Origin of the sequence: Streptomyces formicae (assembly GCF_002556545.1) — a bacterium.
In the GTDB taxonomy this organism is placed as follows: domain Bacteria; phylum Actinomycetota; class Actinomycetes; order Streptomycetales; family Streptomycetaceae; genus Streptomyces; species Streptomyces formicae_A.
The window spans coordinates 5,571,331-5,598,068 of sequence record NZ_CP022685.1 but is presented as its reverse complement, the minus strand read 5'-3'; the positions used below and the strand labels follow the sequence as shown (position 1 = coordinate 5,598,068).

Annotated in this window: 23 protein-coding genes and 1 tRNA gene; 3 read left to right on the top strand and 21 right to left on the bottom strand. The window is 66.8% G+C overall.

Annotation, left to right across the window (positions count from 1 at the left end; translation table 11 throughout):
- Nucleotides 1–5: 5 nt before the first annotated feature.
- From rplC to KY5_RS24285, 19 genes are all read right to left on the bottom strand, one after another.
- Nucleotides 6–650 (bottom strand): 50S ribosomal protein L3, encoded by a 645-nt coding sequence (gene rplC / locus KY5_RS24380; RefSeq protein WP_098244244.1) that lies wholly within the window; start codon nt 648–650, stop codon nt 6–8.
- Nucleotides 651–664: 14 nt separating this feature from the next.
- On the bottom strand, nt 665–973 hold the full coding sequence (rpsJ, locus tag KY5_RS24375) for a 30S ribosomal protein S10 (protein WP_003948644.1): 309 nt from the start codon (nt 971–973) through the stop codon (nt 665–667).
- A gap of 516 nt (nt 974–1,489) precedes the next feature.
- The gene (gene tuf, locus KY5_RS24370) at nt 1,490–2,683 is read right to left on the bottom strand and encodes an elongation factor Tu (RefSeq protein WP_098244243.1); all 1,194 of its coding nucleotides are present in this window, start codon (nt 2,681–2,683) and stop codon (nt 1,490–1,492) included.
- Between the two features lie 144 nt (nt 2,684–2,827).
- Entirely contained in the window at nt 2,828–4,954 is a 2,127-nt protein-coding gene (gene fusA / locus KY5_RS24365; RefSeq protein WP_098244242.1) for an elongation factor G, read from the bottom strand.
- A gap of 39 nt (nt 4,955–4,993) precedes the next feature.
- The gene (gene rpsG / locus KY5_RS24360) at nt 4,994–5,464 is read right to left on the bottom strand and encodes a 30S ribosomal protein S7 (RefSeq protein ID WP_055553483.1); all 471 of its coding nucleotides are present in this window, start codon (nt 5,462–5,464) and stop codon (nt 4,994–4,996) included.
- Nucleotides 5,465–5,466: 2 nt separating this feature from the next.
- Nucleotides 5,467–5,838: a 30S ribosomal protein S12 gene (rpsL, locus tag KY5_RS24355; protein WP_003948652.1), complete on the bottom strand. Its 372-nt coding sequence runs from the start codon at nt 5,836–5,838 to the stop codon at nt 5,467–5,469.
- Between the two features lie 266 nt (nt 5,839–6,104).
- A complete protein-coding gene (locus tag KY5_RS24350; RefSeq protein ID WP_098244241.1) occupies nt 6,105–6,521 on the bottom strand; it encodes a hypothetical protein in 417 nt (138 codons plus the stop codon).
- An 11-nt stretch (nt 6,522–6,532) separates the two neighbouring features.
- On the bottom strand, nt 6,533–7,291 hold the full coding sequence (locus tag KY5_RS24345; RefSeq protein ID WP_098244240.1) for a hypothetical protein: 759 nt from the start codon (nt 7,289–7,291) through the stop codon (nt 6,533–6,535).
- A gap of 146 nt (nt 7,292–7,437) precedes the next feature.
- On the bottom strand, nt 7,438–11,337 hold the full coding sequence (locus KY5_RS24340; RefSeq protein ID WP_098244239.1) for a DNA-directed RNA polymerase subunit beta': 3,900 nt from the start codon (nt 11,335–11,337) through the stop codon (nt 7,438–7,440).
- A 96-nt stretch (nt 11,338–11,433) separates the two neighbouring features.
- Nucleotides 11,434–14,919 carry a DNA-directed RNA polymerase subunit beta gene (gene rpoB, locus KY5_RS24335; RefSeq protein ID WP_098244238.1) on the bottom strand — a complete coding sequence of 1,162 codons (3,486 nt, stop codon included), beginning with the start codon at nt 14,917–14,919 and terminating at the stop codon, nt 11,434–11,436.
- Between the two features lie 575 nt (nt 14,920–15,494).
- The gene (gene rplL / locus KY5_RS24325) at nt 15,495–15,881 is read right to left on the bottom strand and encodes a 50S ribosomal protein L7/L12 (RefSeq protein WP_098244237.1); all 387 of its coding nucleotides are present in this window, start codon (nt 15,879–15,881) and stop codon (nt 15,495–15,497) included.
- 108 nt (nt 15,882–15,989) lie between these two features.
- On the bottom strand, nt 15,990–16,520 hold the full coding sequence (rplJ, locus tag KY5_RS24320; RefSeq protein WP_098244236.1) for a 50S ribosomal protein L10: 531 nt from the start codon (nt 16,518–16,520) through the stop codon (nt 15,990–15,992).
- A gap of 258 nt (nt 16,521–16,778) precedes the next feature.
- Complete coding sequence (locus tag KY5_RS24315; protein ID WP_098244235.1) at nt 16,779–17,633, bottom strand: LppX_LprAFG lipoprotein; 855 nt, start codon at nt 17,631–17,633, stop codon at nt 16,779–16,781.
- 115 nt (nt 17,634–17,748) lie between these two features.
- The gene (locus tag KY5_RS24310) at nt 17,749–18,651 is read right to left on the bottom strand and encodes a hypothetical protein (RefSeq protein WP_098244234.1); all 903 of its coding nucleotides are present in this window, start codon (nt 18,649–18,651) and stop codon (nt 17,749–17,751) included.
- 160 nt (nt 18,652–18,811) lie between these two features.
- A complete protein-coding gene (gene rplA, locus KY5_RS24305; protein WP_098244233.1) occupies nt 18,812–19,534 on the bottom strand; it encodes a 50S ribosomal protein L1 in 723 nt (240 codons plus the stop codon).
- An 87-nt stretch (nt 19,535–19,621) separates the two neighbouring features.
- Nucleotides 19,622–20,056 carry a 50S ribosomal protein L11 gene (gene rplK, locus KY5_RS24300; RefSeq protein ID WP_055547825.1) on the bottom strand — a complete coding sequence of 145 codons (435 nt, stop codon included), beginning with the start codon at nt 20,054–20,056 and terminating at the stop codon, nt 19,622–19,624.
- Nucleotides 20,057–20,232: 176 nt separating this feature from the next.
- Nucleotides 20,233–21,114 (bottom strand): transcription termination/antitermination protein NusG, encoded by an 882-nt coding sequence (gene nusG, locus KY5_RS24295; RefSeq protein ID WP_098244232.1) that lies wholly within the window; start codon nt 21,112–21,114, stop codon nt 20,233–20,235.
- A gap of 77 nt (nt 21,115–21,191) precedes the next feature.
- Complete coding sequence (secE, locus tag KY5_RS24290) at nt 21,192–21,479, bottom strand: preprotein translocase subunit SecE (RefSeq protein WP_098244231.1); 288 nt, start codon at nt 21,477–21,479, stop codon at nt 21,192–21,194.
- Between the two features lie 108 nt (nt 21,480–21,587).
- A tRNA-Trp gene (locus tag KY5_RS24285) sits at nt 21,588–21,660 on the bottom strand.
- A 181-nt stretch (nt 21,661–21,841) separates the two neighbouring features.
- On the opposite strand from KY5_RS24285, the gene KY5_RS24280 reads away from it, so the two are divergent.
- Entirely contained in the window at nt 21,842–23,068 is a 1,227-nt protein-coding gene (locus KY5_RS24280; protein WP_098244230.1) for a pyridoxal phosphate-dependent aminotransferase, read from the top strand.
- 124 nt (nt 23,069–23,192) lie between these two features.
- Nucleotides 23,193–24,212, top strand: a complete 1,020-nt coding sequence (locus tag KY5_RS24275) for an adenosine deaminase (RefSeq protein WP_098244229.1) — start codon at nt 23,193–23,195, stop codon at nt 24,210–24,212.
- A gap of 6 nt (nt 24,213–24,218) precedes the next feature.
- On the opposite strand, the gene KY5_RS24270 is transcribed toward KY5_RS24275, so the two are convergent.
- On the bottom strand, nt 24,219–24,818 hold the full coding sequence (locus KY5_RS24270; protein ID WP_098244228.1) for a TetR/AcrR family transcriptional regulator: 600 nt from the start codon (nt 24,816–24,818) through the stop codon (nt 24,219–24,221).
- An 87-nt stretch (nt 24,819–24,905) separates the two neighbouring features.
- Here KY5_RS24270 and KY5_RS24265 point away from each other — a divergent pair, with 87 nt between their 5' ends.
- Nucleotides 24,906–25,538, top strand: coding sequence for an NAD(P)-dependent oxidoreductase (locus KY5_RS24265; protein WP_098244227.1), 633 nt, complete (start codon nt 24,906–24,908; stop codon nt 25,536–25,538).
- Between the two features lie 35 nt (nt 25,539–25,573).
- Here the strand turns inward: KY5_RS24265 and KY5_RS24260 are convergent, their stop codons facing one another.
- On the bottom strand, nt 25,574–26,701 hold the full coding sequence (locus KY5_RS24260) for a UDP-N-acetylmuramate dehydrogenase (protein WP_098244226.1): 1,128 nt from the start codon (nt 26,699–26,701) through the stop codon (nt 25,574–25,576).
- Between the last annotated feature and the right edge of the window lie 37 nt (nt 26,702–26,738).

Here is a 26,738-nt window from a genome sequence, read left to right as displayed (position 1 = left end):
TTACCTCAGGCCCCCTTGGCCGCAGTACGGACCAGGACGAGGCCGCCGTTCGGACCAGGAACCGCGCCCTTGATGAGCAGCAGGCCCTTCTCCGCGTCAACGGCGTGGACGGTCAGGTTCTGGGTGGTGACCCGCTCGCTGCCCATGCGACCGGCCATGCGCTGGCCCTTGAAGACACGGCCAGGCGTGGCGCAGCCACCGATGGAACCGGGCTTGCGGTGCACGCGGTGGGCACCGTGGGAGGCCTTGCCACCGGCGAAGTTGTGACGCTTCATCACACCGGCGAAGCCCTTGCCCTTGCTCTTGCCGGTGACGTCGACCTTGATACCGGCCTCGAACGTCTCGGCAGTCAGCTCCTGGCCGAGGACGTACTCGCTGGCACCAGCGGTACGGATCTCGACGAGGTGGCGACGGGGGGTCACGTCGGCCTTGGCGAAGTGACCCTTGAGGGGCTTGTTCACCTTGCGCGGGTCGATCTCGCCGAAGGCGATCTGGACCGACTCGTAGCCGTCGCTGTCATTCGTACGGACCTGGGTAACGACGCAGGGTCCGGCCTTGACCACGGTCACCGGGACGACACGGTTGTTCTCGTCCCAGACCTGGGTCATGCCGAGCTTCTCGCCCAGGATGCCCTTGATCTGCTTGGTCATCTTCTCCGCGCCCTTCAGAGCTTGATCTCGATGTCAACGCCGGCCGGAAGGTCCAGGCGCATCAGCGAGTCAACGGTCTTGGGCGTCGGGTCGAGGATGTCGATCAGGCGCTTGTGCGTGCGCATCTCGAAGTGCTCGCGCGAGTCCTTGTACTTGTGCGGCGACTTGATGACGCAGTACACGTTCTTCTCAGTGGGCAGCGGCACCGGGCCCGCGACCGACGCACCAGTACGCGTCACCGTCTCGACGATCTTCTTCGCCGAGGAGTCGATGACCTCGTGGTCGTAGGCCTTGAGCCGGATGCGGATCTTCTGTCCCGCCATGGCTACTTAGTAGTCCTTCGTCTCGAACGCTCTGGCTCCCGGAGGGCCCTTTTTTCTACTTCCTCCGACCCACGCGGTCGGGCGTGTCGCAGTCCCGCTCACACAGATCTCCCGAAGGAATTCCCTGCTAGGGGCTGCGGCCCTTGATGACCGCGGGTCCGGGGGAAGAAACCCACCGGGCGCCTGGCCGAGCCACCGCACCGCACTTCCCGAAAGATTCCCGTACGTCCGCCACAGCGCTGCCTTACGGCAGATGGGGCGACGAGTACTGTGGGACTCGCTTTCGGTCCTCCCGGCGGGAGGCGCACAGCATCGGCACTCAACCGAGCAACCTGAACAGTGTGCCATACGTGGGATGCCGAAGGCCAATCGGGGCGAACTGTCAAGCTGCCACGGCCAAGATCGCGTACTCATCGCGTACACAAAGGGCCCCGCTCACCCAGAGGTGAACGGGGCCCTTCGCTGCGCTCAGTTCAGAGCGACCGGGTCTCCCCGATCTTCAAGCAAGCGGGAAGCTTACTTGTTGATCTTGATGACCTGGCCGGCGCCGACGGTCCGGCCACCCTCACGGATGGCGAACTTCAGGCCCTCTTCCATCGCGACGGGCTGGATGAGCTCAACGGTCATCTCAGTGTTGTCGCCCGGCATGACCATCTCGGTGCCCTCGGGGAGGGTCACGACGCCGGTCACGTCCGTGGTGCGGAAGTAGAACTGCGGGCGGTAGTTGTTGAAGAAGGGGGTGTGACGGCCACCCTCGTCCTTCGACAGGATGTAGGCCTGGGCCTCGAACTCGGTGTGCGGCGTGACCGAACCGGGCTTGATGATGACCTGGCCGCGCTCGACGTCCTCGCGCTTGATGCCACGGAGGAGCAGACCGACGTTCTCACCGGCCTGGCCCTCGTCGAGCAGCTTGCGGAACATCTCGATACCGGTGACCGTGGTGGTGGTCTTCTCGGTCTTGATGCCGATGATGTCGACGGTCTCGTTGACCTTGAGGATGCCGCGCTCGATACGACCGGTGACGACGGTGCCACGACCGGTGATCGTGAAGACGTCCTCGATCGGCATCAGGAACGGCTTGTCGACGTCACGCTCGGGCTCCGGGATGGACTCGTCGACAGCCTTCATCAGGTTGAGGACGGACTCACCCCACTCCTTGTCGCCCTCGAGCGCCTTGAGCGCCGAGACCTTGACGACCGGAACGTCGTCGCCCGGGAACTCGTACTCGGAGAGGAGCTCACGGACCTCGAGCTCGACGAGCTCCAGGATCTCCTCGTCGTCCACCATGTCGGCCTTGTTCAGGGCGACGACGATGTACGGAACGCCGACCTGGCGGGCCAGGAGCACGTGCTCCTTGGTCTGCGGCATCGGGCCGTCGGTGGCGGCGACCACGAGGATGGCGCCGTCCATCTGCGCGGCACCCGTGATCATGTTCTTGATGTAGTCCGCGTGACCGGGGCAGTCGACGTGGGCGTAGTGACGGCCCTCGGTCTGGTACTCGACGTGCGCGATCGAGATCGTGATACCGCGCTGGCGCTCTTCGGGAGCCTTGTCGATCTGGTCGAAGGCCGAGGCCTCGTTCAGCTCGGGGTACGCGTCGTGCAGCACCTTGGTAATGGCGGCCGTGAGGGTCGTCTTACCGTGGTCAATGTGACCGATGGTGCCGATGTTGACGTGCGGCTTAGTCCGCTCGAACTTCGCCTTCGCCACTGGGTCCTCCTGTGGAGTGGTTCTGTACGCCTTGCTTCATCGGCGCCAGGTGATCTTTGCTGGGAAGCCAGCCGCCGGGGTTCTTGCCTCGTGGGGTCGGACCCCGGCGGATGGTGTCAAGCCTAAAGCGTGAACTCGGGTGAGTTACTCGCCCTTGGCCTTCGCGATGATCTCCTCGGCGACGTTCCGCGGAACCTCGGCGTAGGAGTCGAACTGCATTGAGTAGCTTGCGCGACCCGACGTCTTGCTGCGGAGGTCTCCGACGTAGCCGAACATCTCCGAGAGGGGCACGAGGCCCTTCACGACGCGAGCGCCACTGCGCTCCTCCATGGCCTGGATCTGGCCACGGCGGGAGTTGATGTCGCCAATGACATCGCCCATGTAGTCCTCGGGCGTGGTGACCTCAACGGCCATCATCGGCTCGAGCAGTACGGGCTTCGCCTGCCGCGCGGCCTCCTTGAAGGCCTGCGAACCGGCGATCTTGAAGGCGAGCTCGGAGGAGTCGACCTCGTGGTAGGCACCGTCGAGAAGGATGACGCGGACGCCAGTCATCTCGTAGCCGGCCAGGATGCCGAACTGCATGGCCTCCTGCGCACCGGCGTCCACCGACGGGATGTACTCCCGCGGGATGCGGCCACCGGTGACCTTGTTCACGAACTCGTACGACGCGTCGCCGTCCGTGATCGGCTCGATCGCGATCTGCACCTTGGCGAACTGACCGGTACCACCGGTCTGCTTCTTGTGGGTGTAGTCCACGCGCTCGACGGTCCGACGGATCGTCTCGCGGTACGCGACCTGCGGCTTGCCGACGTTCGCCTCGACGCGGAACTCGCGCTTCATGCGGTCGACGAGCACCTCGAGGTGAAGCTCGCCCATACCACCGATGATGGTCTGGCCGGTCTCCTCGTCCGAGTGGACCTGGAAGGAGGGGTCCTCCTCCGAGAGGCGCTGGATGGCGACACCCAGCTTCTCCTGGTCGCCCTTGGACTTCGGCTCGATGGCGACCTGGATGACCGGCGCCGGGAAGTCCATGGACTCCAGGATCACCGGCTGCTTGTCGTCACAGAGCGTCTCGCCCGTGGTGGTCTGCTTGAGACCCATGACGGCGACGATGTCACCGGCGCCCACCGACGCGATCTCCTCACGCTTGTTCGCGTGCATGCGGTAGATCTTGCCGATGCGCTCCTTCTTGCCCTTGACCGAGTTCAGCACCGCGGTGCCGGCCTCGAGGCGACCGGAGTAGATCCGGACGAAGGTGAGCTTGCCGAGGTGCGGGTCGCTCGCGATCTTGAACGCGAGGGCCGACAGCGGCTCGTCATCGGACGGCTTGCGCTTGACGACCGTCTCCGGGTCCTTCACGTCGTGGCCTTCGATGGCCTCGACGTCCAGGGGGGACGGCAGGTAGCGCACGACCGCGTCGAGCAGGGGCTGGACGCCCTTGTTCTTGAACGCGGTGCCGCAGAACACGGGGGTGACGGTGGTGTCGCCGCCCTTGCCCGAGGCGATGGTGATGCGACGGATCGCCGCGTACAGCTGCTCCTCGGTGGGCTCCTGGCCCTCGAGGTACAGCTCCATCATCTGCTCGTCGTTCTCGGCCACGGCCTCGAGGAGCTTGCCGCGGTACTCGTCGGCGGCCTCGGTGTGCGTGTCCGGGATGTCGACGATGTCGTAGGCCTCGCCCATCTTGGTCTCTGCGGACCAGACGAAGGCCTTCATCGTGACGAGGTCGACGACGCCCTTGAAGTCAGCCTCTGCGCCGATGGGCAGCTGCATGACGATCGGGGTCGCGCCGAGGCGGTCGACGATCATGTCGACGCAACGGTGGAACTCGGCACCGGTGCGGTCGAGCTTGTTGACGAAGCAAATACGCGGGACGCCGTAGCGGTCCGCCTGACGCCACACGGTCTCGGACTGCGGCTCAACACCGGCGACGCCGTCGAACACCGTCACGGCACCGTCGAGCACGCGGAGCGAACGCTCCACCTCGACGGTGAAGTCGACGTGGCCCGGGGTGTCGATGATGTTGATGGTGTGGTCGACGTCGTTCAGCGGCCAGTGACAGGTGGTGGCAGCAGAGGTGATCGTGATGCCACGCTCCTGCTCCTGCTCCATCCAGTCCATCGTGGCGGCGCCGTCGTGGACCTCACCGATCTTGTACGAGACACCGGTGTAGAACAGGATCCGCTCGGTGGTCGTCGTCTTGCCCGCGTCGATGTGAGCCATGATGCCGATGTTGCGCACCTTGGCCAGGTCAAGTGAAGTGGTAGCCATATCGGCTCAGTCTTCTCTCGGTCTCGATGGGGGTAGCGACTACCAGCGGTAGTGCGCGAAGGCCTTGTTGGACTCGGCCATCTTGTGGGTGTCCTCGCGCTTCTTCACAGCGGCACCGAGGCCGTTGGAGGCGTCGAGGAGCTCGTTGAGCAGACGCTCGGTCATGGTCTTCTCGCGACGGGCGCGGGAGTAACCGACGAGCCAGCGCAGGGCGAGCGTGTTCGCACGGCCCGGCTTGACCTCGATCGGGACCTGGTAGGTCGCGCCACCGACACGGCGGGACTTGACCTCGAGGGTCGGCTTGATGTTCTCGAGCGCGCGCTTGAGGGTGATGACCGGGTCGTTGCCGGTCTTCTCCTTCAGGCCCTCCATGGCGCCGTACACGATGCGTTCGGCGGTGGAGCGCTTGCCGTTCAGCAGCACCTTGTTGATGAGGGAGGTCACCAGAGGAGAACCGTAGACCGGGTCGATGATGACCGGGCGCTTCGGGGCGGGGCCCTTACGAGGCATTCTTACTTCTCCTTCTTGGCGCCGTAGCGGCTGCGGGCCTGCTTGCGGTTCTTGACACCCTGGGTGTCGAGCGAGCCGCGGATGATCTTGTAACGAACACCCGGCAGGTCCTTCACACGGCCACCACGCACGAGCACGATGGAGTGCTCCTGCAGGTTGTGTCCCTCACCCGGAATGTAGGCCGTGACCTCGATCCCGGAGGTCAGACGCACACGCGCGACCTTACGGAGGGCCGAGTTCGGCTTCTTCGGGGTGGTCGTGAACACACGCGTGCAGACGCCGCGGCGCTGGGGCGAACCCTCGAGTGCGGGCGTCTTGTTCTTCTCGACCTTGTCCTGCCGGCCCTTCCGGACCAGCTGCTGGATCGTAGGCACTACTTCTCCGGTTTCTGTGTGCCGAATAGTAAAGCTAACCTGGAACGTTGCCGACCCACGCGGTCGGGTGTGTCGAATGCTGCAGACTCCCACCGCAAGGCGGGAAGGGGCGCAGATTTCGGTGGCCGTTGTCGGACTCACGATGCGGTTGAGGACACGCGCGCGAGCCCAGGCACACCCCAGGCACAAGGTCTGAGCGTACCTACCTCATCGAGTTCGGTCAAAACAAATGCGGTGGGGCCCGACACGCCGGACATCTCCGAGGATCAGCCGCGCCGCAGAAAGTCCTTGATCAATTTGGCGTCCGCCTGGTCCTTCGGCCGGAGCGAGAGCTCTTTCCAGGCGAGAATCTGCGACAACGGGCAGAACGGGATGCCGGAGACCCACTCCGCGCCCGCGATCAGCTCGTCGGTCCCCGGCGTACCGGGCAGCCACCGGTCGAAGACCTCGATGTCACCGTCACAGAGCAGCACCATGCGGCCGTGCCCTGAAGGCGCTGTGACCGGCTCGGCCAGACCGGCGGCAGTCTTCCAGGCGGCTCCCCGCGCGACGACGTCCAGATCCCCGATCCGGTCCCTGATGCCGTGCGCCAGCAGCGCGCCACTGCCCGCCACGACATAGTCCGTGGTCGGCAGGTCCAGGGACAGCAGCTTCCGGACCAGAGGGTGCCTTCTCAGCTCCACGTCGGCGCCTCCTAAAGGACGGGCAGCCCGACCGCTGAGCGAGCAGCCATGCCCATCGCCAACGAGGCGATGACACTGGCCAGCGTACCGATGAGGAAGTACTCGGACGCATGTTTGCCGTGATCATTCGTCGGCACACGGGCCAGCGACTTCGCCGCCAGCACCAGGGCCGCCGCCTCCGGTCGACCCGCCGCGAGAAACGTGAAGAGAAGCCCTCGCTCCAGGAGTCCGATCGCCCGGCCGGCGCTCATGAATTCCACGGCGGCCCGGCGCTCCCTGCTGTCCGGCAGCGCCAGAATCTCCTGACGCACAGGCCCTGTTGCCGCCTTGGCCAGGGCCCCTCCGCCGAATACGGAGATGAGCGCGGCCGAAAGGAACACCGCCGCCCTGTCGCTCAGGAACAGGTCCTTGGAGAGCGGTGCCACCGTCGTGCCCGCGGACCACACCGTCAGGGCGACGGCCGCCACGAGGACCCCGACACTCGCCCGCCGCGTACGGGCCAACCGCCCCGCCATCAGCGGCAGCGTCACCGTGACGCCCAGCTGCGGCATGCCCGCGGGATGCTTCCACAGCACGCACCCCAGGGACACCAGGACGGCCACCCCCAGCGCGAGCCACGCCCTCCCCTCGCGGGCGTACGGCGCGGCCGCGTACAGCCCGTAGGCCAGCGTGAAGACGACTGTCCGCCAAGGGCGCGGGCCCTGCCATGCCAAGCCCAACGGGATCAGGACCGCGGCGGCCAGACCGAAGGAAAGCCGAGCCGTCTCCACTCCCCCACTCCCAACTCCCCTGCCACGCAAGGCACTTGGAGTAGCGCGGCGTCGCCCCGCATCCTAGCCAACGGAACGCCGAAGGGCGGCCACCCCGTCCGAAACGGGGTGACCGCCCTTCAACTCAAGCGACTCGCTTACTTCGCCTACTGGTTGTAAGGCCCGTAGTCGTAGTCCTCCAGCGGAACGGCCTGGCCGGAGCCCGTGCCGAACGGCGAGTAGTCGATGTCGTCGTAGCCGACGGCCGAGTACATCGCGGCCTTGGCCTCTTCGGTCGGCTCGACCCGGATGTTGCGGTAGCGGGAGAGACCCGTACCGGCCGGGATGAGCTTACCGATGATGACGTTCTCCTTGAGGCCGATGAGGCTGTCGGACTTGGCGTTGATCGCCGCATCCGTCAGGACTCGGGTCGTCTCCTGGAAGGAGGCGGCCGACAGCCAGGATTCCGTCGCCAGCGAGGCCTTGGTGATACCCATCAGCTGCGGACGGCCGGAGGCGGGGTGACCGCCCTCGGTGACCACACGACGGTTCTCGGTCTCGAACTTCGAGCGCTCGACGAGCTCGCCCGGCAGCAGCTCCGCGTCGCCGGACTCGATGATCGTCACGCGGCGCAGCATCTGCCGGATGATGATCTCGATGTGCTTGTCGTGGATCGACACGCCCTGGCTGTTGTAGACCTTCTGGACTTCGCCGACCAGGTGGACCTGGACCGCGCGCTGACCGAGGATCCGCAGCACGTCGTGCGGGTTGGTGGCACCGAAGGTGAGCTTCTGGCCCACCTCGACGTGGTCACCCTCACGCACGAGGACCTTGGCGCGCTTCGAGATCGGGAAGGGAGTCTCGTCGCTGCCGTCGTCCGGCGTGACGACGATCTTCTTGGTCTTCTCGGTCTCCTCGATGCGGATGCGGCCTGCCGCCTCCGAGATCGGGGCGACACCCTTGGGCGTACGAGCCTCGAAGAGCTCGACGACACGGGGCAGACCCTGGGTGATGTCGTCACCGGCCACACCACCGGTGTGGAAGGTACGCATCGTCAGCTGGGTACCGGGCTCACCGATGGACTGGGCGGCGATGATGCCGACCGCCTCACCGATGTCGACCAGCTTGCCGGTGGCGAGCGAACGGCCGTAGCAGAAGGCACAGGTGCCGACCGCGGACTCACAGGTCAGGACCGAGCGGGTCTTGACCTCCTCGACGCCGTTGGCGACCAGGGCGTCGATGAGGACGTCACCGAGGTCGACGTTGGCCGGCGCGATGACCTTGCCGTCGATGACGACGTCCTCGGCCAGCATGCGGGCGTACACCGAGGTCTCGACGTTCTCCGTCTTGCGGAGCACACCGTCCTCGCCCTTGACCGCGATCTTCAGCTTCAGACCGCGCTCGGTGCCACAGTCCTCCTCGCGAATGATGACGTCCTGCGAGACGTCGACCAGACGACGGGTGAGGTAACCGGAGTCGGCGGTACGGAGAGCCGTGTCCGCCAGACCCTTACGGGCACCGTGCGTGGAGATGAAGTACTCGAGGACCGAGAGGCCCTCACGGAACGACGCCTTGATCGGACGCGGGATCGTCTCGTTCTTCGCGTTCGACACCAGACCACGCATACCGGCGATCTGACGCATCTGCATCATGTTTCCTCGGGCACCCGAGTCAACCATCATGAAGATGGGGTTCGTCTTGGGGAAGTTCGCGTTCATCGCCTCGGCAACCTCGTTGGTCGCCTTGGTCCAGATCGCGATGAGCTCCTGCGTGCGCTCGTCCTTGGTGATCAGACCGCGCTCGTACTGCTTCTGGACCTTCTCGTCCTGCGCCTCGTAGCCCTGGACGATCGCCTTCTTGGCCTCGGGGACCACGACGTCGGAGATGGCCACGGTGACACCGGAACGGGTCGCCCAGAAGAAGCCCGCCGCCTTCAGGTTGTCGAGCGTCGCCGCCACGATGACCTTGGGGTAGCGCTCGGCGAGGTCGTTGACGATCTCGGAGAGCTGCTTCTTGCCGACCGAGTAGTCGACGAACGGGTAGTCCTCGGGCAGCAGCTCGTTGAAGAGCGCGCGGCCCAGGGACGTACGCAGCCGGAAGCTGTCGCCCTGCTGGTACTCCTGCTCGCCCTCCTCGGCGACCGGCGGCACCCAGCCACGCGGCGGGATGGTGCCCACCGGGAAGCGGATGTCGACCGTCGACTGGAGCGCCAGCTCGCCGGCGTCGAACGCCATGATCGCCTCGGCGACGGAGCCGAACGCGCGGCCCTCGCCCTTGGTGTCACGGAGCTCACCGTCGGTGGTCAGGAAGAACAGACCGAGGACCATGTCCTGGGTCGGCATCGTGACCGGACGGCCGTCGGCGGGCTTGAGGATGTTGTTCGAGGACAGCATCAGGATGCGGGCCTCGGCCTGCGCCTCCGCGGAGAGCGGCAGGTGCACGGCCATCTGGTCACCGTCGAAGTCCGCGTTGAACGCGGTGCAGACGAGCGGGTGGATCTGGATGGCCTTGCCCTCGACCAGCTGCGGCTCGAAGGCCTGGATGCCGAGGCGGTGCAGCGTGGGCGCACGGTTCAGGAGAACCGGGTGCTCCGCGATGACCTCTTCCAGGACGTCGTACACGACCGTGCGGCCGCGCTCGACCATGCGCTTCGCCGACTTGATGTTCTGCGCGTGGTTCAGGTCGACCAGACGCTTCATCACGAACGGCTTGAAGAGCTCCAGGGCCATGGCCTTCGGCAGACCACACTGGTGCAGCTTCAGCTGCGGACCGACGACGATCACGGAACGCGCGGAGTAGTCCACGCGCTTACCGAGAAGGTTCTGACGGAAACGACCCTGCTTGCCCTTGAGCATGTCGCTCAGGGACTTCAGCGGGCGGTTGCCGGGACCGGTGACCGGGCGACCACGACGACCGTTGTCGAAGAGGGCGTCCACGGCCTCCTGGAGCATGCGCTTCTCGTTGTTCACGATGATCTCGGGCGCACCGAGGTCGAGAAGGCGCTTCAGGCGGTTGTTGCGGTTGATCACGCGGCGGTACAGGTCGTTCAGGTCGGAGGTCGCGAAGCGGCCACCGTCCAGCTGCACCATCGGACGCAGGTCCGGCGGGATGACCGGCACGCAGTCGAGCACCATGCCCTTGGGGCTGTTGCTGGTCTGCAGGAACGCGGAGACGACCTTGAGGCGCTTGAGCGCACGGGTCTTCTTCTGGCCCTTGCCGGTACGGATGATCTCGCGGAGGCGCTCGGCCTCCTCGTCGAGGTCGAAGGACTCCAGGCGCTTCTGCAGCGCCGCGGCACCCATCGAGCCGTCGAAGTACGTGCCGAAGCGGTCACGCAGCTCGCGGTAGAGCAGCTCGTCGCCCTCGAGGTCCTGGACCTTGAGGTTCTTGAAGCGGTTCCACACCTCGTCGAGACGGTCGATCTCGCGCTGCGCACGGTCGCGCAGCTGCTTCATCTCGCGCTCGGCACCTTCGCGCACCTTGCGGCGCACGTCGGCCTTGGCGCCCTCGGCCTCGAGCTCGGCCAGGTCGGTCTCGAGCTTCTTGGCGCGGGCCTCCAGGTCGGAGTCGCGACGGTTCTCGATCTGCTGGCGCTCCACGGAGACGTGCGCCTCCAGGGAGGGCAGGTCGCGGGTGCGGCGCTCCTCGTCCACGAACGTGATCATGTACGCCGCGAAGTAGATGACCTTCTCGAGGTCCTTCGGGGCGAGATCAAGCAGGTAGCCGAGGCGCGACGGGACGCCCTTGAAGTACCAGATGTGCGTGACAGGGGCGGCCAGCTCGATGTGGCCCATCCGCTCACGACGCACCTTGGCGCGAGTGACCTCGACGCCGCAGCGCTCGCAGATGATGCCCTTGAAGCGGACACGCTTGTACTTGCCGCAGTAGCACTCCCAGTCCCGGGTCGGACCGAAGATCTTCTCGCAGAAGAGTCCGTCCTTCTCGGGCTTGAGGGTGCGGTAGTTGATGGTCTCCGGCTTCTTGACCTCGCCGTGGGACCACTGTCGGATGTCGTCCGCGGTGGCAAGGCCGATCCGCAGCTCGTCGAAGAAGTTGACGTCGAGCACTTTGTCGTCAATCCCTCTTTCGGGGTCGAGTCTCAATCATGGTCTGAACGGGTCCGGGGAGAGCCGGCCGGATACGAGATCCGGCCGGCCAACCCGTCAGACCTCTTCGACGCTGCTCGGCTCGCGCCGGGACAGGTCGATACCGAGCTCCTCCGCCGCGCGGAAGACGTCCTCGTCGGTGTCACGCATCTCGATGGACATGCCGTCCGAGGACAGCACCTCCACGTTGAGGCAGAGCGACTGCATTTCCTTGATGAGCACCTTGAAGGACTCGGGAATGCCGGGCTCGGGGATGTTCTCGCCCTTGACGATGGCCTCGTAGACCTTCACGCGGCCGGTCACGTCGTCGGACTTGATCGTAAGGAGCTCCTGGAGGGCGTACGCGGCGCCGTATGCCTCCAGCGCCCACACCTCCATCTCACCGAAGCGCTGACCACCGAACTGAGCCTTACCACCCAGCGGCTGCTGGGTGATCATCGAGTACGGACCGGTCGAGCGAGCGTGGAGCTTGTCGTCGACCAGGTGGTGCAGCTTGAGGATGTACATGTAGCCGACCGAGATCGGCTCGGGGAACGGCTCGCCGGAACGGCCGTCGAACAGCGGCGCCTTGCCGGACGGAAGCACCATGCGCTCGCCGTCGCGGTTCGGGATCGTGTGCTCGAGCAGACCGGCCAGCTCGTCCTCGCGCGCACCGTCGAAGACGGGGGTCGCGACGTTCGTGCCGGGGTCGACCTGGTCGGCACCGATGGCCTGCAGGCGCTGCGCCCACTCCTCGCCGAGGCCCGAGACGTCCCAGCCGCGGCTGGCGAGCCAGCCGAGGTGGATCTCCAGGACCTGTCCCGGGTTCATTCGGGACGGCACACCCAGCGGGTTCAGGATGATGTCGACCGGAGTTCCGTCCTCGAGGAACGGCATGTCCTCGATCGGAAGGATCTTCGAGATAACACCCTTGTTGCCGTGACGTCCGGCCAGCTTGTCGCCGTCCGTGATCTTGCGCTTCTGCGCCACGTAGACACGAACCAGCTGGTTCACGCCCGGCGGCAGCTCGTCGCCCTCTTCACGGTCGAAGACGCGGACACCGATGACCTTGCCGATCTCGCCGTGCGGCACCTTCAGCGAGGTGTCGCGGACCTCGCGCGCCTTCTCACCGAAGATCGCGCGGAGCAGGCGCTCCTCCGGCGTCAGCTCGGTCTCACCCTTGGGCGTGACCTTGCCGACGAGGATGTCGCCGGCGACGACCTCGGCACCGATACGGATGATGCCGCGCTCGTCGAGGTCGGCGAGGACCTCTTCGGAGACGTTCGGGATGTCCCGGGTGATCTCCTCCGGGCCGAGCTTGGTGTCACGGGCGTCGACCTCGTGCTCCTCGATGTGGATCGAGGAGAGGACGTCGTCCTGCACGAGGCGCTGCGACAGGATGATCGCGTCCTCGTAGTTGTGACCCTCCCAGGGCATGAACGCCACGAGCAGGTTCTTGCCGAGGGCCATCTCGCCCTCTTCGGTCGCGGGACCGTCGGCCAGGACCTGGCCCTCGATCACGCGGGCGCCCTCGTCGACGACGACCTTCTGGTTGACCGAGGTGCCCTGGTTCGACCGGGAGAACTTGGCGATGCGGTACGTGGTGTACGTGCCGTCGTCGTTCGTGACGGTGACGTAGTCCGCGGAGACCTCCTGGACCACACCCGCCTTCTCGGCCTTGATCACGTCACCGGCGTCGACCGCGCAGCGGTACTCCATGCCGGTGCCGACGAGGGGGGCCTCGGCGGTGATCAGCGGCACGGCCTGACGCATCATGTTCGCGCCCATGAGGGCACGGTTGGCGTCGTCGTGCTCGAGGAAGGGGATCATCGCGGTCGCGACCGACACCATCTGGCGCGGCGAGACGTCCATGTAGTCGACGTCCGTGCCGGGCACGTAGTCGATCTCTCCGCCACGACGGCGGATCAGGACGCGGGCCTCGGCGAAGTGGAGGTCGTCCGTCAGCGGCGCGTTGGCCTGCGCGATGACGAAGCGGTCCTCCTCGTCGGCCGTCAGGTAGTCGACGTCGTCGGTGACCTGGCCCTCGACGACCTTGCGGTACGGCGTCTCGACGAAGCCGAACGCGTTGACGCGGCCGTACGAGGCGAGCGAACCGATCAGACCGATGTTGGGGCCTTCGGGAGTCTCAATGGGGCACATGCGGCCGTAGTGAGACGGGTGCACGTCACGGACCTCGAAGCCTGCCCGCTCACGGGACAGACCACCGGGACCCAGTGCCGAGAGACGACGCTTGTGCGTCAGACCCGACAGCGGGTTGTTCTGGTCCATGAACTGCGACAGCTGCGAGGTGCCGAAGAACTCCTTGATCGACGCCACGACCGGGCGGATGTTGATCAGGGTCTGCGGGGTGATCGCCTCGACGTCCTGGGTCGTCATGCGCTCGCGGACGACGCGCTCCATACGAGCCAGACCCGTGCGGACCTGGTTCTGGATGAGCTCGCCGACGTTGCGCAGACGACGGTTGCCGAAGTGGTCGATGTCGTCGGTCTCGACGACGATCGACGTGCCGCTGTCACCAACGGTCTCGACCTCACCGGCGTGCAGCTTCACCAGGTACTTGATCGAGGCGATGATGTCCTCGACCGTGAGGATGCCCGCGTCGAGCGGAGCGTCCGCACCCAGCTTCTTGTTGACCTTGTAGCGGCCGACCTTCGCGAGGTCGTAGCGCTTCGGGTTGAAGTAGAGGTTCTCAAGCAGGGTCTGAGCGGCCTCACGGGTCGGCGGCTCGCCCGGACGGAGCTTGCGGTAGATGTCGAGCAGCGCGTCGTCCTGGCCCTGGGTGTGGTCCTTCTCCAGGGTGGCGCGCATGGACTCGTACTCGCCGAACTCCTCGAGGATCTGCTCGGTCGTCCAACCGAGAGCCTTGAGCAGAACGGTGACCGACTGCTTGCGCTTGCGGTCGATGCGGACACCGACCATGTCGCGCTTGTCGATCTCCATCTCCAGCCAGGCACCCCGGGACGGGATGATCTTGGCGGAGAAGATGTCCTTGTCGGACGTCTTGTCGATCGAGGAATCGAAGTAGACGCCCGGCGAACGGACCAGCTGCGACACGACGACACGCTCGGTGCCGTTGATGACGAAGGTGCCCTTGTTCGTCATGAGCGGGAAATCGCCCATGAAGACCGTCTGGGACTTGATCTCGCCGGTCTCGTTGTTGGTGAACTCGGCGGTGACGAAGAGCGGGGCGGCGAACGTGAAGTCGCGCTCCTTGCACTCGTCGATGGAGTTCTTCGGGGGCTCGAATCGGTGGTCGCGGAACGTCAGGGACATCGACCCGGAGAAGTCCTCGATCGGGGAGATCTCCTCGAAGATCTCCTCCAGACCGGACTTGGTGGGGACGTCCTGTCCGCTGTCCAGAGCCGCCTCGACACGAGCCTTCCACGCGTCATTGCCGAGCAGCCAGTCAAAGCTCTCGGTCTGCAGCGCAAGAAGGTTCGGAACCTCGAGGGGCTCCTTGATCTTTGCAAAGGAGATGCGCAGCGGGGCGGTGCTGGCGCCGTTGTTCGTATTCGCGGTCGAGGCAGTGCGCGAGGCGGCCAAGAGGGGGTCCTTCCGAGGGCTCGGACTCACTACGCGCGTACCGGTCCCAAGCTGGACACGGAGACAGACTTCCCAGGTCAGGGAAGGATCGGTCCACAGTGCTCAAGCATGGGCATGCCCCTGGTGACGGGCAGGAGGCAGCTAACAGGCAGCGCAAAGGGTCAGTGTAGCCACTCGGCCCACTGATGTCCAGTGCGGGTTTTTGAAGACCCTCGTTGTTCTCAACCCCTGCTGCAAGCCACGCCCTCGATGCACATCGATACTGCCCTCTTCGCCGCCGATCCATGCCTCGGATCCGGATCGTTGTGACGACGCGTCCTGAGAATTGCGCGCTGCGTGCGGTTCGTCAAGGCCCCCCATGCCCAGACTTGGCTCCGGGATACGTCACCGTCACGGGCCGTACCGAGGCACAACGAAGATCACCATACTCGCCGGGACCGACATCGCAAGGCACCCGTGGCGGGAGTACCCGAGAACGCCGAAGGGCGACCACCCACATGGGTGATCGCCCTTCGGTACGCGCGCGTTACAGCGCGAGAGCCTTACGGCTCGGAAGAGTCAGACGACTCGTGAGGTCACTTGACCTCGACGGAGGCGCCGGCGCCCTTGAGGGCCTCGGCGGCCTTCTCCGCGGCGTCCTTCGCGACCTTCTCGAGGACCGGCTTCGGGGTGCCGTCGACGAGGTCCTTGGCCTCCTTGAGGCCCAGGGAGGTGAGCTCGCGCACGACCTTGATGACCTGGATCTTCTTCTCGCCGGCGCCGGTGAGGATGACGTCGAACTCGTCCTGCTCCTCGGCGGCCTCGGCGGCGCCACCAGCGGCACCACCGGCGACGACGACCGGCGCGGCAGCGGCGGCGGTGACGTCGAACTTCTCCTCGAAGGCCTTCACGAACTCGGAGAGCTCGATGAGGGTCATCTCTTCGAACTGCGCGAGCAGGTCGTCCTGGGACAGCTTCGCCATGATGGCGTCCTTCCACTAATTCGGCTGGTGCCGGGTGTACATGAAGGCGGGCGTACGTTGGGCCCGCTGTGACTGCCGCGTCAGGCGGCGGTCAATGTGCGAGCCGAATTACTCGGCACCGCCCTGCTCGGCCTGCTTGGCACGAAGCGCCTCCGCGGTGCGGACGAACTTCGACGGCAGCGCCTGGAAGACAGAAGCAGCCTGCGACTGCTTGCCCTTGAACGCGCCGGCCAGCTTGCTGAGCAGAACCTCGCGGGACTCGAGGTCCGCAAGCTTCTTGAACTCGTCGGCGGACAGCGCCTTGCCGTCAAGGACACCGCCCTTGATGACGAGGTTGGGGTTCTCCTTGGCGAAGTCACGAAGACCCTTCGCCGACTCCACCGGGTCACCGGTGACGAAGGCGACCGCCGTCGGACCCGTGAACAGGTCGTCCAGCGTGTTGATCCCGGCCTCGTTGGCCGCGATCTTGGTCAGCGTGTTCTTCACCACGGCGTACTCGGAGTTCTCACCGAGCGAACGGCGCAGCTGCTTGAGCTGGGCCACGGTGAGACCCCGGTACTCGGTCAGCACGGCGGCGTTCGAGCTGCGGAACTTGTCCGTGAGCTCGGCTACCGCGGCAGCCTTGTCGGGCGTCGGCATAGAGCGTCGGCCTCCTTCCGGGTGATGAGGACCGCTCAGAAGGGGCTGGGAAAAACAGAACGCCCCGGCGCAGGCGCACGGGGCATGAGCTCGACCGAACAGAATCCGGGAGCACTTCCACAGTCACCTGCGCGGGTCGTCCGCAGTCTTCAGCGGATCCTTCGGCCGCCGCACACTCTTGCGAGCACACGGCAACGACCAGCGGTCTTTGGCTTCTGTGGAAGCGTACGCGAACGGGTCCGCGTCAGGCAAATCGGGTCAGCCCTGGAGGCCCTTCATCTCCGCGCCGAGGTCCATGACCAGCTTCTTCGGCGGGGCCTCGACGTGCACCGGCTTGTTGTAGTCGAGGAAGGTGAAGGTCATGTCGAGCGCGCCCTTGTCGGCCTTGCCGCGGGCGCGGAACTGCTTGGTGTGGTCCTCGCCGTCGACCCACATGTCCATCGTGAGCTTCTTGATGCCCATGTCCTCGTACTGCTTGATGCTCTTCTCGCGGCGCTTCTTGGTGCCCGCGTCCTCGTCCTTGAGGAGCTTGTGCAGCTGGTCCATCGTGACCGTGCCGGAGTAGTGCGTGGTCTCGACGCCGCCGACGGACTCGCTGCCGACCTTCTTGAGGTCCTTGGAGCCGGTCAGGAACGCGGACTGGTCGGCCGGGTTGTTGTCGGCCTGCCCGGAGAGCGAGCTGGCGGCGGGCTTGCCGCCCTGCTCGGCCAGGGTCTTGGCGTCGAACTTGATCCAGCTCTTGCCGTCCATCTCCTTGGCGGCCGCCGCGCCACCGCCGAGGTAGAGCGCGCCACCGACGTACCGCAGCTCGACCTTGTCCGGGCCCTGGTCGGGCGCGGACATCTTCATCTGCATGGCGAGCGGCTCGGTGCTCATCGAGGCGTCGGCCTGGACCCGGCCGTCCCCCGGGACGCTGCCCTTCATCCGGAACGTGAACGAGGTGAGGTCCTCGGTCTTGGCCGCGGCCTTCTTCACGGCCGCCACGGGCGCCATGTCCGCCCCCGCCTTGTCGGACTTCTCCGACCCGCAGCTGACCGCGCCGCCACCCAGCAGCACGGCCGCCAGCGCGACGCCCGCGGTTCTCTTGCGTCCCCCGCGTACAGAAATACTCATGACCCCACCCCTAGGAACATTTGATCCAATTGCTGCGGTGGAGATTACCTGAAGGAAAGCCGTGATTCCTCCCGGTTGTCCCGTGGTGGGGTCCGAGACCGGCGGCAGCCGCGTACTACGCCGCGGGCTGCTGCTTGTTCATGAGGTCCTTGAAGCTCACGGTGTCCGAGGACGCGGGCTTCTCCACCGACAGCGGCGTGCCGTAGTCGGTGTAGTAGGCGGTCTGCCGGAAGGGGCCGTTCTTCGTCTCGGCCTTCTCGATCTTCTTGACCAGCAGATCGTCGCCGTCGACCCAGATGTCGATCTGCTCGGTGCTCATCCCGGCCTGCTCGAACTGCTTCTTCAGCTCCGCCGTCTTCGCGTCGTCGAGGTTCGCGCTCTTCTTCGTGAGGTCCGTGACGTCGACCGTCCCCGAGTAGTGGGTGGCCTTCGTCCCGCGGACCGTCTCCTCGCCCACGCGCTTCACGTCGCCCGAGGCAAGGAGCATCTTCACCGACTGGTTGGGCGTCGCGTTCTGCATCTGGTCCTTGAAGACCTCACCGGCCGCGCCGCTCATCTGGGCCAGGGTGTCGTAGTCGTACTCCACCCAGTGCTTGCCGCCGCCCGCCTGGGCCGCGAACTTGGGCCCCATGTTCGCGTAGAAGCCGTTCTTCAGATAGCGGTAGTTGATCTTCGACTGGCCGAGCTGCTCCATCTGCTGGGCCTGCGTACCGCCGGTGAAGGTCACCGTGACGTCACCCGTGATGCCGTCGGACCAGCCCATGACGCCGTCCATGTCCATGGTCGACTGGGTGCCCATGGTGGTCGTGCCGTCGACCTTGGCGGTGTCGGCCTTGTCCGTGGAGGTCTCGACGCTCTTCAGGGCGGCTATCGGGCTGACCTTGATGCCGCCCTCCTTGGCGCCGCCCTCCGCCTTGTCGGAGCCCTTGGAATCACCCGAACCGCAGGCCGCGAGCCCGGTCAGGGCGGCGGCCACCGCTATCGAGAGACCGGCGCGTCGCATGGTCGTGCTGTTCATCTAGTCCCACCCCTTGGCATTCGTGGCGAGCCTGCACGCTAGCGCAGGCCCCTGACAGGCGTTACTACGAGGACTCACGGGAACGAGGACGGGCCCCGCACCTCGAAAGGTTGCGGGGCCCGTCCAACAGAACGCGTGCGCGACGCGGCTGCCGTCAATGTCAGACGGCGGCCGGGTCCTCCTCGACGAGGAGGTTGCGCGTGCGGTTCGAGTCCAGCGGAACGCCGGGGCCCATCGTCGTGGCGATGGCGGCCTTCTTGATGTAGCGACCCTTGGCGGCCGACGGCTTCAGACGGAGGATCTCCTCCAGGGCCGCCGCGTAGTTCTCCACCAGCTTGGTGTCGTCGAAGGACACCTTGCCGATGATGAAGTGCAGGTTCGAGTGCTTGTCGACGCGGAACTCGATCTTGCCGCCCTTGATGTCGTTGACAGCCTTGGCGACATCGGGGGTCACGGTGCCGGTCTTCGGGTTCGGCATCAGACCACGCGGACCGAGCACGCGGCCGAGGCGGCCGACCTTGCCCATGAGGTCCGGGGTGGCGACGACGGCGTCGAAGTCCAGGCGACCCTTGGCGACCTCGTCGATGAGCTCGTCGGCGCCGACGATGTCGGCCCCAGCGGCTTCCGCGGCCGCAGCACGGTCACCGGTCGCGAAGACCAGGACCCGGGCGGTCTTGCCGGTGCCGTGCGGGAGGTTCACGGTGCCGCGGACCATCTGGTCGGCCTTGCGCGGGTCGACACCCAGACGCATGGCGACCTCGACGGTGCCGTCGAACTTGGTCGAGGAGGTCTCCTTGGCGAGACGGACGGCCTCGAGCGGGGCGTACAGCTTCTCCCGGTCGATCTTGGCGTCCGCAGCGCGGAGAGTCTTGCTGCGCTTCACTTCTGCTCCTGTGGGTTCAGGTATGGAGTCGTGGTGCGGGCCAGCGCGTGGCCCTGCCACTGAGAAAGGTCAGACGGAGGGGAGTTCTCAGCCCTCGACCGTGATGCCCATGGAACGGGCGGTGCCGGCGATGATCTTCGACGCGGCGTCCAGGTCGTTGGCGTTGAGGTCTTCCATCTTGGTCGTCGCGATCTCGCGGATCTGCGCCTCGGTGACCTTGGCGACCTTGGTCTTGTGGGGCTCGCCGGAGCCCTTCTCGACACCAGCGGCCTTCAGGATCATCTTGGCGGCCGGCGGCGTCTTGGTGATGAAGGTGAAGGAGCGGTCTTCGTAGACCGTGATCTCCACCGGGATCACCCAGCCACGCTGCGACTCGGTCGCGGCGTTGTAGGCCTTGCAGAACTCCATGATGTTGACGCCGTGCTGGCCCAGCGCGGGGCCGACCGGCGGGGCCGGGTTGGCGGCACCAGCCTGGATCTGGAGCTTGATAAGCCCCGTGACCTTCTTCTTCTTGGGAGGCATTGCTCTCTCCGGGTCCTAGTGAGAGTTTTCAGCCGACCATCCGGTCATCCGGATGGAGGCATACCGCACAACGATAACGGGTATAGTCGTGCAGCTAAAAACCGAGCAGGTCAGACCGGCTTTGGCAGCCCGTCTGACCTGGTCGGAAGTAGGTGTTCCAGAGGTAGCCGCGGAGGCTAGTTCTTCTGGATCTGGTCGAAGCTGAGCTCGACCGGGGTCTCGCGGCCGAAGATCTCGACGAGGCCCTTGACCTTCTTCGAGTCGGCGTTGATCTCGTTGATCGTCGCCTGCAGCGTCGCGAACGGGCCGTCGGTGACGGTGACCGAGTCGCCGACCTCGAAGTCCAGGACCTGGACCTCGACCTTGCGCTGCGGAGCGGGCTTGCCCTCGGCCTCGGCGGCCTCGCGGGCGGCCTTCTCCTCGGCCTCGGGGGCGAGCATCTTGACGATCTCGTCCAGGGTCAGCGGGTACGGGTCGTAGGCGTTGCCCACGAAGCCGGTGACGCCGGGGGTGTTGCGGACGACGCCCCAGGACTCGTTCGTCAGGTCCATGCGCACCAGGACGTATCCGGGGAGCTTGTTCTGACGGATCGTCTTGCGCTCGCCGTTCTTGATCTGGGCGACCTCTTCCTGCGGCACCTCGGCCTGGAAGATGAAGTCCTCGACGTTGAGCGAGACGGCGCGCTGCTCGAGGTTGGTCTTCACGCGGTTCTCGTAACCCGCGTACGTGTGGATGACGTACCACTCACCGGGGAGGGTGCGGAGCTCTTCGCGCAGGGCGACGATCGGGTCGACCGGCTCGGCCTCCTCGACGGGCTCGTCCTCGACGGACTCCTCGTCGGCGACCTCGGCGACAGCGGCCTCGTCCTCTTCGGACTCGGCGACCGCCTCGGCGTCGCCCTCCAGGTGCATGGCAGCCTCTTCGGCGGGCTCGCCCGCGGCAGCGTCGGCGGCCTCGGCCTGATCCGGCGCCTCGGCGTCCGCCGCCTCGACGATGTCGAGCTGGTCCTCCACGGACTCCGCCGACTCGATGGCGTCGTTCAGGTTCGGGTCAGACACGGTGGCTGCTTCTTCCTGGATACAGAGGGGTGGAACGCGCGAAATGGGCGCCGGGAACGGCGCCCTTCGCTCTCGGCTCAGCCGAAGATGTACTTGACAGCGTGGCTGAAGCCATAGTCAATCACGGTCACAAGACCGATCATGATGACGACGAAGACGATCACCACTGTGGTGTAGGTCGTCAGCTGACTGCGCGTCGGCCAGACAACCTTACGGAGCTCCGCGATGATCTGGCGGTAGAAGAGCGCGAGACGGCCGAAGGGGCCCTTCTTGCCGCGCTTGCCGCCCTTGCGGGCTTTCCTCTTCGACTCCTGCGCCTCGTCCTGGGCATCAGGCATGTCGATGGAGCCCACGGCGTCCGTCACTCGTCCTCACCTGATTCCGGGTCGTGGCCGTGCCGCGCCCGGTATGAGCCGCACGGCGGTGCAATGCAGTACGTACATGCGCACACATCCTGGCGAAGGAGTGTGTAGCAGGGCCGGAGGGACTTGAACCCCCAACCGCTGGTTTTGGAGACCAGTGCTCTACCAATTGAGCTACGACCCTTTGATTTCCCCCAACCTACCGCATCCGCTCAGGTGCACGGAGTGCTGTTGAGAGGAGCGGCCGGTGAGGGCCAACGAGCAGTGAGTGTACGTGGTCCGCGGCCCCCCGTCGAACAGCTTCGGATCAAAGGCTCCGGGAAACCCGTGTGCCGGGGGTCTTCGGGGTCTGGAACGATGGGGTGATGAGCGCTGCAACTTCTCCGACCGAGCGCCGGGTTTCCGCCCGCATCGGTGCGATCTCCGAGTCCGCGACCCTCGCCGTCGACGCCAAGGCCAAGGCACTCAAGGCCGCCGGCCGTCCGGTGATCGGGTTCGGCGCGGGTGAGCCCGACTTCCCGACCCCGGACTACATCGTCGAAGCGGCCGTCGAGGCCTGCAAGAACCCGAAGTTCCACCGCTACACCCCGGCCGGGGGGCTCCCCGAGCTCAAGGCCGCGATCGCCGCGAAGACGCTGCGCGACTCGGGCTACGAGGTCGACGCCTCGCAGGTCCTGGTGACCAACGGCGGCAAGCAGGCCATCTACGAGGCGTTCGCCGCGATCCTCGACCCGGGCGACGAGGTCATCGTCCCCGCTCCGTACTGGACGACCTACCCGGAGTCGATCCGTCTCGCCGGCGGTGTCCCGGTCGAGGTCGTCGCCGACGAGACCACCGGCTACCGCGTCTCCGTGGAGCAGCTGGAGGCCGCGCGCACGGAGCGTACGAAGGTCGTGCTCTTCGTCTCCCCGTCCAACCCCACGGGCGCCGTCTACAGCGAGGCCGACGCGGAGGCCATCGGCCGCTGGGCCCTGGAGCACGGTCTGTGGGTCCTCACCGACGAGATCTACGAGCACCTCGTCTACGGAGACGCGAAGTTCACCTCGCTCCCCGCGATCCTGCCCGAGCTGCGCGACAAGTGCATCGTGGTCAACGGCGTCGCCAAGACGTACGCGATGACCGGCTGGCGGGTCGGCTGGATCGTCGGCCCGAAGGACGTCGTGAAGGCCGCGACGAACCTCCAGTCGCACGCCACGTCCAACGTCTCCAACGTCGCGCAGGCCGCCGCGCTCGCGGCCGTCTCCGGTGACCTGGTCGCCGTCGCGAAGATGCGCGAGGCCTTCGACCGGCGCCGCAGGACCATCGTGCGGATGCTCAACGAGATCGAGGGCGTGCTCTGCCCCGAGCCCGAGGGCGCGTTCTACGTGTACCCCTCGGTGAAGGCCCTCATCGGCAAGGAGATCCGCGGCAAGCGTCCGCAGAACAGCGTCGAGCTCGCCGCGCTGATCCTGGAGGAGGCCGAGGTCGCGGTGGTGCCCGGCGAGGCCTTCGGCACGTCCGGCTACCTGCGCCTGTCCTACGCGCTCGGTGACGAGGATCTCGTCGAGGGCATCTCGCGGCTCCAGAAGCTGCTCGCCGAGGCTCGCGACTGACGTTCCACGCGTGCGTGCGGGCCGTCCTCCCCTCCGGGAGGGCGGCCCGTTTCTTCGTTCGGAGGAGACCACGAAGGGGGAAAGCCGCTACCGGGACGCCGGGTGCGTACGGCAAGATCCTGGAATGGAGCGCGTACGAGACATAAGAGAGCTGCCCAAGGCCCATCTGCACCTGCACTTCACCGGGTCCATGCGGCCCGCCACGCTGCTCGACCTCGCCGACAAGTACGGGGTGCGGCTCCCCGACGCGCTGACCGGCGCCGAGCCGCCGAAGCTGCGCGCGACCGACGAGCGCGGCTGGTTCCGCTTCCAGCGGCTCTACGACGCGGCGCGCTCCTGTCTGCGCGAGCCCGAGGACATCCAGCGCCTGGTGCGCGAGGCCGCGGAGGAGGATCTGCGGGACGGGTCGGGGTGGCTGGAGATCCAGGTCGACCCGACGTCGTACGCGCCGCGCCTGGGTGGGCTCATCCCGGCCCTGGAAATCATCCTGGACGCCGTCGAGAGCGCCTCGCGGGAGACCGGCCTCGGCATGCGCGTGCTCGTCGCCGCGAACCGCATGAAGCACCCTCTGGACGCCCGCACGCTGGCCAGGCTCGCGGTGCGGTACGCGGACCGGGGCATCGTCGGCTTCGGGCTCTCCAACGACGAACGGCGCGGCATGGCGCGGGACTTCGACCGCGCCTTCGCGATCGCCCGTGACGGCGGGCTGCTCGCGGCGCCGCACGGCGGCGAGCTGACCGGGCCCGCCTCGGTGCGGGACTGCCTGGACGACCTGGACGCCTCGCGGATCGGGCACGGCGTGCGCGCGGCCGAGGATCCCCGGCTCCTGAAGCGGCTCGCGGACCGCGGCGTGACGTGCGAGGTGTGTCCGGCGTCCAACGTCGCCCTCGGCGTCTACGAGAAGCCGGAGGACGTGCCGCTGCGCACGCTCTTCGACGCCGGGGTGCCGATGGCGCTCGGCGCCGACGACCCGCTGCTCTTCGGCTCCCGCCTTGCCGCGCAGTACGACATCGCGCGCGTGCACCACGGTTTCACCGATGCCGAACTGGCCGAGCTGGCACGGCAGTCGGTGCGCGGCTCGGCCGCCCCCCTCGACGTACAGGACAAGCTGCTGGCCGGAGTGGACCGGTGGCTGGTCAGCTGACGCCCTTCAGGAACCTATGCCCTTGAGGAGGGTGCGGGCCAGGGCCGCGGCGAACTCCTCGACGGGCTGAGGGGGCTGCTTGCCGACCGTGGCGTCGTAGGCGAAGGCACGCTGCGCGCAGGCGCCCATGAGCAGCGAGGCGGCGGCGAAGGTGTCGGCGTCGGGGGCGATGCGTCCCGCGTCGCGCTCGGTGCGCAGATAGGCGTCCAGGGCCTCGATGGGCATGTGGGGGCCGGTTCCCAGCGCCCGCATGGAGTCCTCGTGGCGGCGCTTGAGCTTGGTCTCCGCGTACAAGGAGGCGGCGATCGGGAAGCTCTCCGCGTAGAAGTCGCTGGCCAGCCGGGCGATCTCGACGAGGTTCTCCTCCACGGAACGCTCCCCCGGCTCCTCGATGAGCTGGCGCAGCCTCGGGTTGAGCCTGGGCAGCCGCTCCTGGAGGACGCTCACGAACAGCTCCTCCTTGCTCTCGAAGTGCTTGTAGAGCGCGGCCTCGGAGCAGCCCGCCGTCTTGGCGATCTCCTTGGTGGTGGCGCGGGCGAGGCCGAGGGTGAACATGAGCTCATGGGCCGCGTCGAGGATGCGGGCCCGGGTGGGCTTCTGCTGCATGTGTCGTCCAACCAGGCTTGACGGGTGGGTGAGTGCTTACTCATCCTAGAGGTGAGTGAATACTTACCCACCTTGGGAGGGTGCGCGATGAAGCTCACGGTGTTCGGTGCGACAGGCGGCATCGGCAAGGAGATCGTCCGACAGGCGCTGACGGCGGGACACGAGGTGACGGCCGTCGTACGCGATCCCGCGCGCCTGGAGGTGACCGGCGAGCGCCTGGAGGTCTTCCGGGCCGACGTGCGCGACGCGGAGGCGCTGCGGCCCGCGGTCGCGGGCCGGGACGCGGTCCTCTCCGGACTCGGCGCCCGCAAGCGCGCCGACGCGGGCATCGCCACGGAGCTGACGCGTTCGGTGCTGCGGGCGATGGACGCGGAGGGGGTGCGGCGCCTGCTGGTGGTGAGCGCGGCCCCGGTGGGCCCCGAGCCCGCGGAGAACCCGCTCGTCGACCGGGTAGTGCTGGCCGTGATCGGCCGGGTCCTGAAGGACGTGTACACCGACCTGACCGCGCTGGAGGCCGACCTCGCCGCCAGCGCGACGGACTGGACGTCGGTGCGGCCGCCGCGGCTCCTGAACAAGCCCCTCACGGGCTCCTACCGCACGGTCGTGGGCGGCTTCCCGCGCGCGGGGCGCACGATCGCGCGCGCCGACGTGGCGCACGCGATGCTGGCCATGGTCGACGACCGCGCCACCGTGAAGCAGGGCGTGGGCGTGGCCTACTGACCGGGCCCTACAGGCCGGGCCCGACCGGCCGGGCCCTACAGGCTGACGCCCACCGTCACCGGCTCGTTGACGAGGGTGATCCCGAAGGCTTCACGCACGCCCGCGACGACCTCGCGGGCGAGGTCCAGAAGGTCCTCCGTGGTCGCGCCGCCGCGGTTGGTGAGCGCGAGGGTGTGCTTGGTGGAGATGCGGGCCCTGCCCTCTCCGTAGCCCTTGGTGAAGCCCGCCTTGTCGATGAGCCAGGCCGCGGAGGTCTTCACGTGTCCTTCGCCCGAGGGGAAGCCGGGCGGGGTGACGTCCGGGCCGAGCCGGTCCACCACGCGCGCGTGGAAGGCCGCGAACTCCTCGTCCGTGAGGATCGGGTTGGTGAAGAAGGACCCCGCCGACCAGCTGTCGTGGTCCTCGGGGTCGAGCACCATGCCCTTGCCCGCGCGGAGCTTCAGGACGGTCTCCCTGGCGATCGCCGCGGGGACCCTCTCCCCCGCCTCCACGCCGAGCGTGCGCGCCGTCTCCGGGTACTTGAGCGGGGCGCTCATCCCCTGCGCGTCCTCCAGCGCGAACCGCACGCGCAGGACCACGAAGCGATCGGGATCGGCCTTGAAGCGGCTGTGCCGGTACGAGAAGTCGCACTCGGCGTTCGCAAGGGTGACCGTCTCGTGGGTCTTCCTGTCGTACGCGACCACTTCGGTGATCGTCGACGAGACCTCCTGGCCGTACGCCCCCACGTTCTGGATCGGCGTCGCGCCCGCGGAGCCGGGGATCCCGGCGAGGCACTCGATGCCCGCGAGACCGGCCTCGACGGTGCGGGCGACCGCGTCGGTCCAGACCTCTCCGGCCGCGAGCTCCAGCTCGGTGCCGTCGAGCGCGAAGCCCTTCGTGGCGATGCGCAGGGCGGTGCCGTCGAAGCCCTTGTCGCCGATGACCAGGTTCGATCCACCGCCGATGAGCAGCAGCGGAGTCCCGGTGTCATCGGCCTCCCGGACGGCGGCGATCACCTCGGCATCGGTCACCGCGGTGATCAGACGGGTCGCGGGACCCCCGAGGCGGAAGGTGGTCAGCGGGGCGAGCGGGGCATCGTGGAGTTCCTGCACGTGCTCAAGAGTACGAGAACGGCCCCGCCGGTCAGGGCGGGGCCGTTCTCGTCGGGACTTGTCCCTCGTCACATCCGGTGCGGCAGGGGCGCGCGGGCGGTGCGGCAAG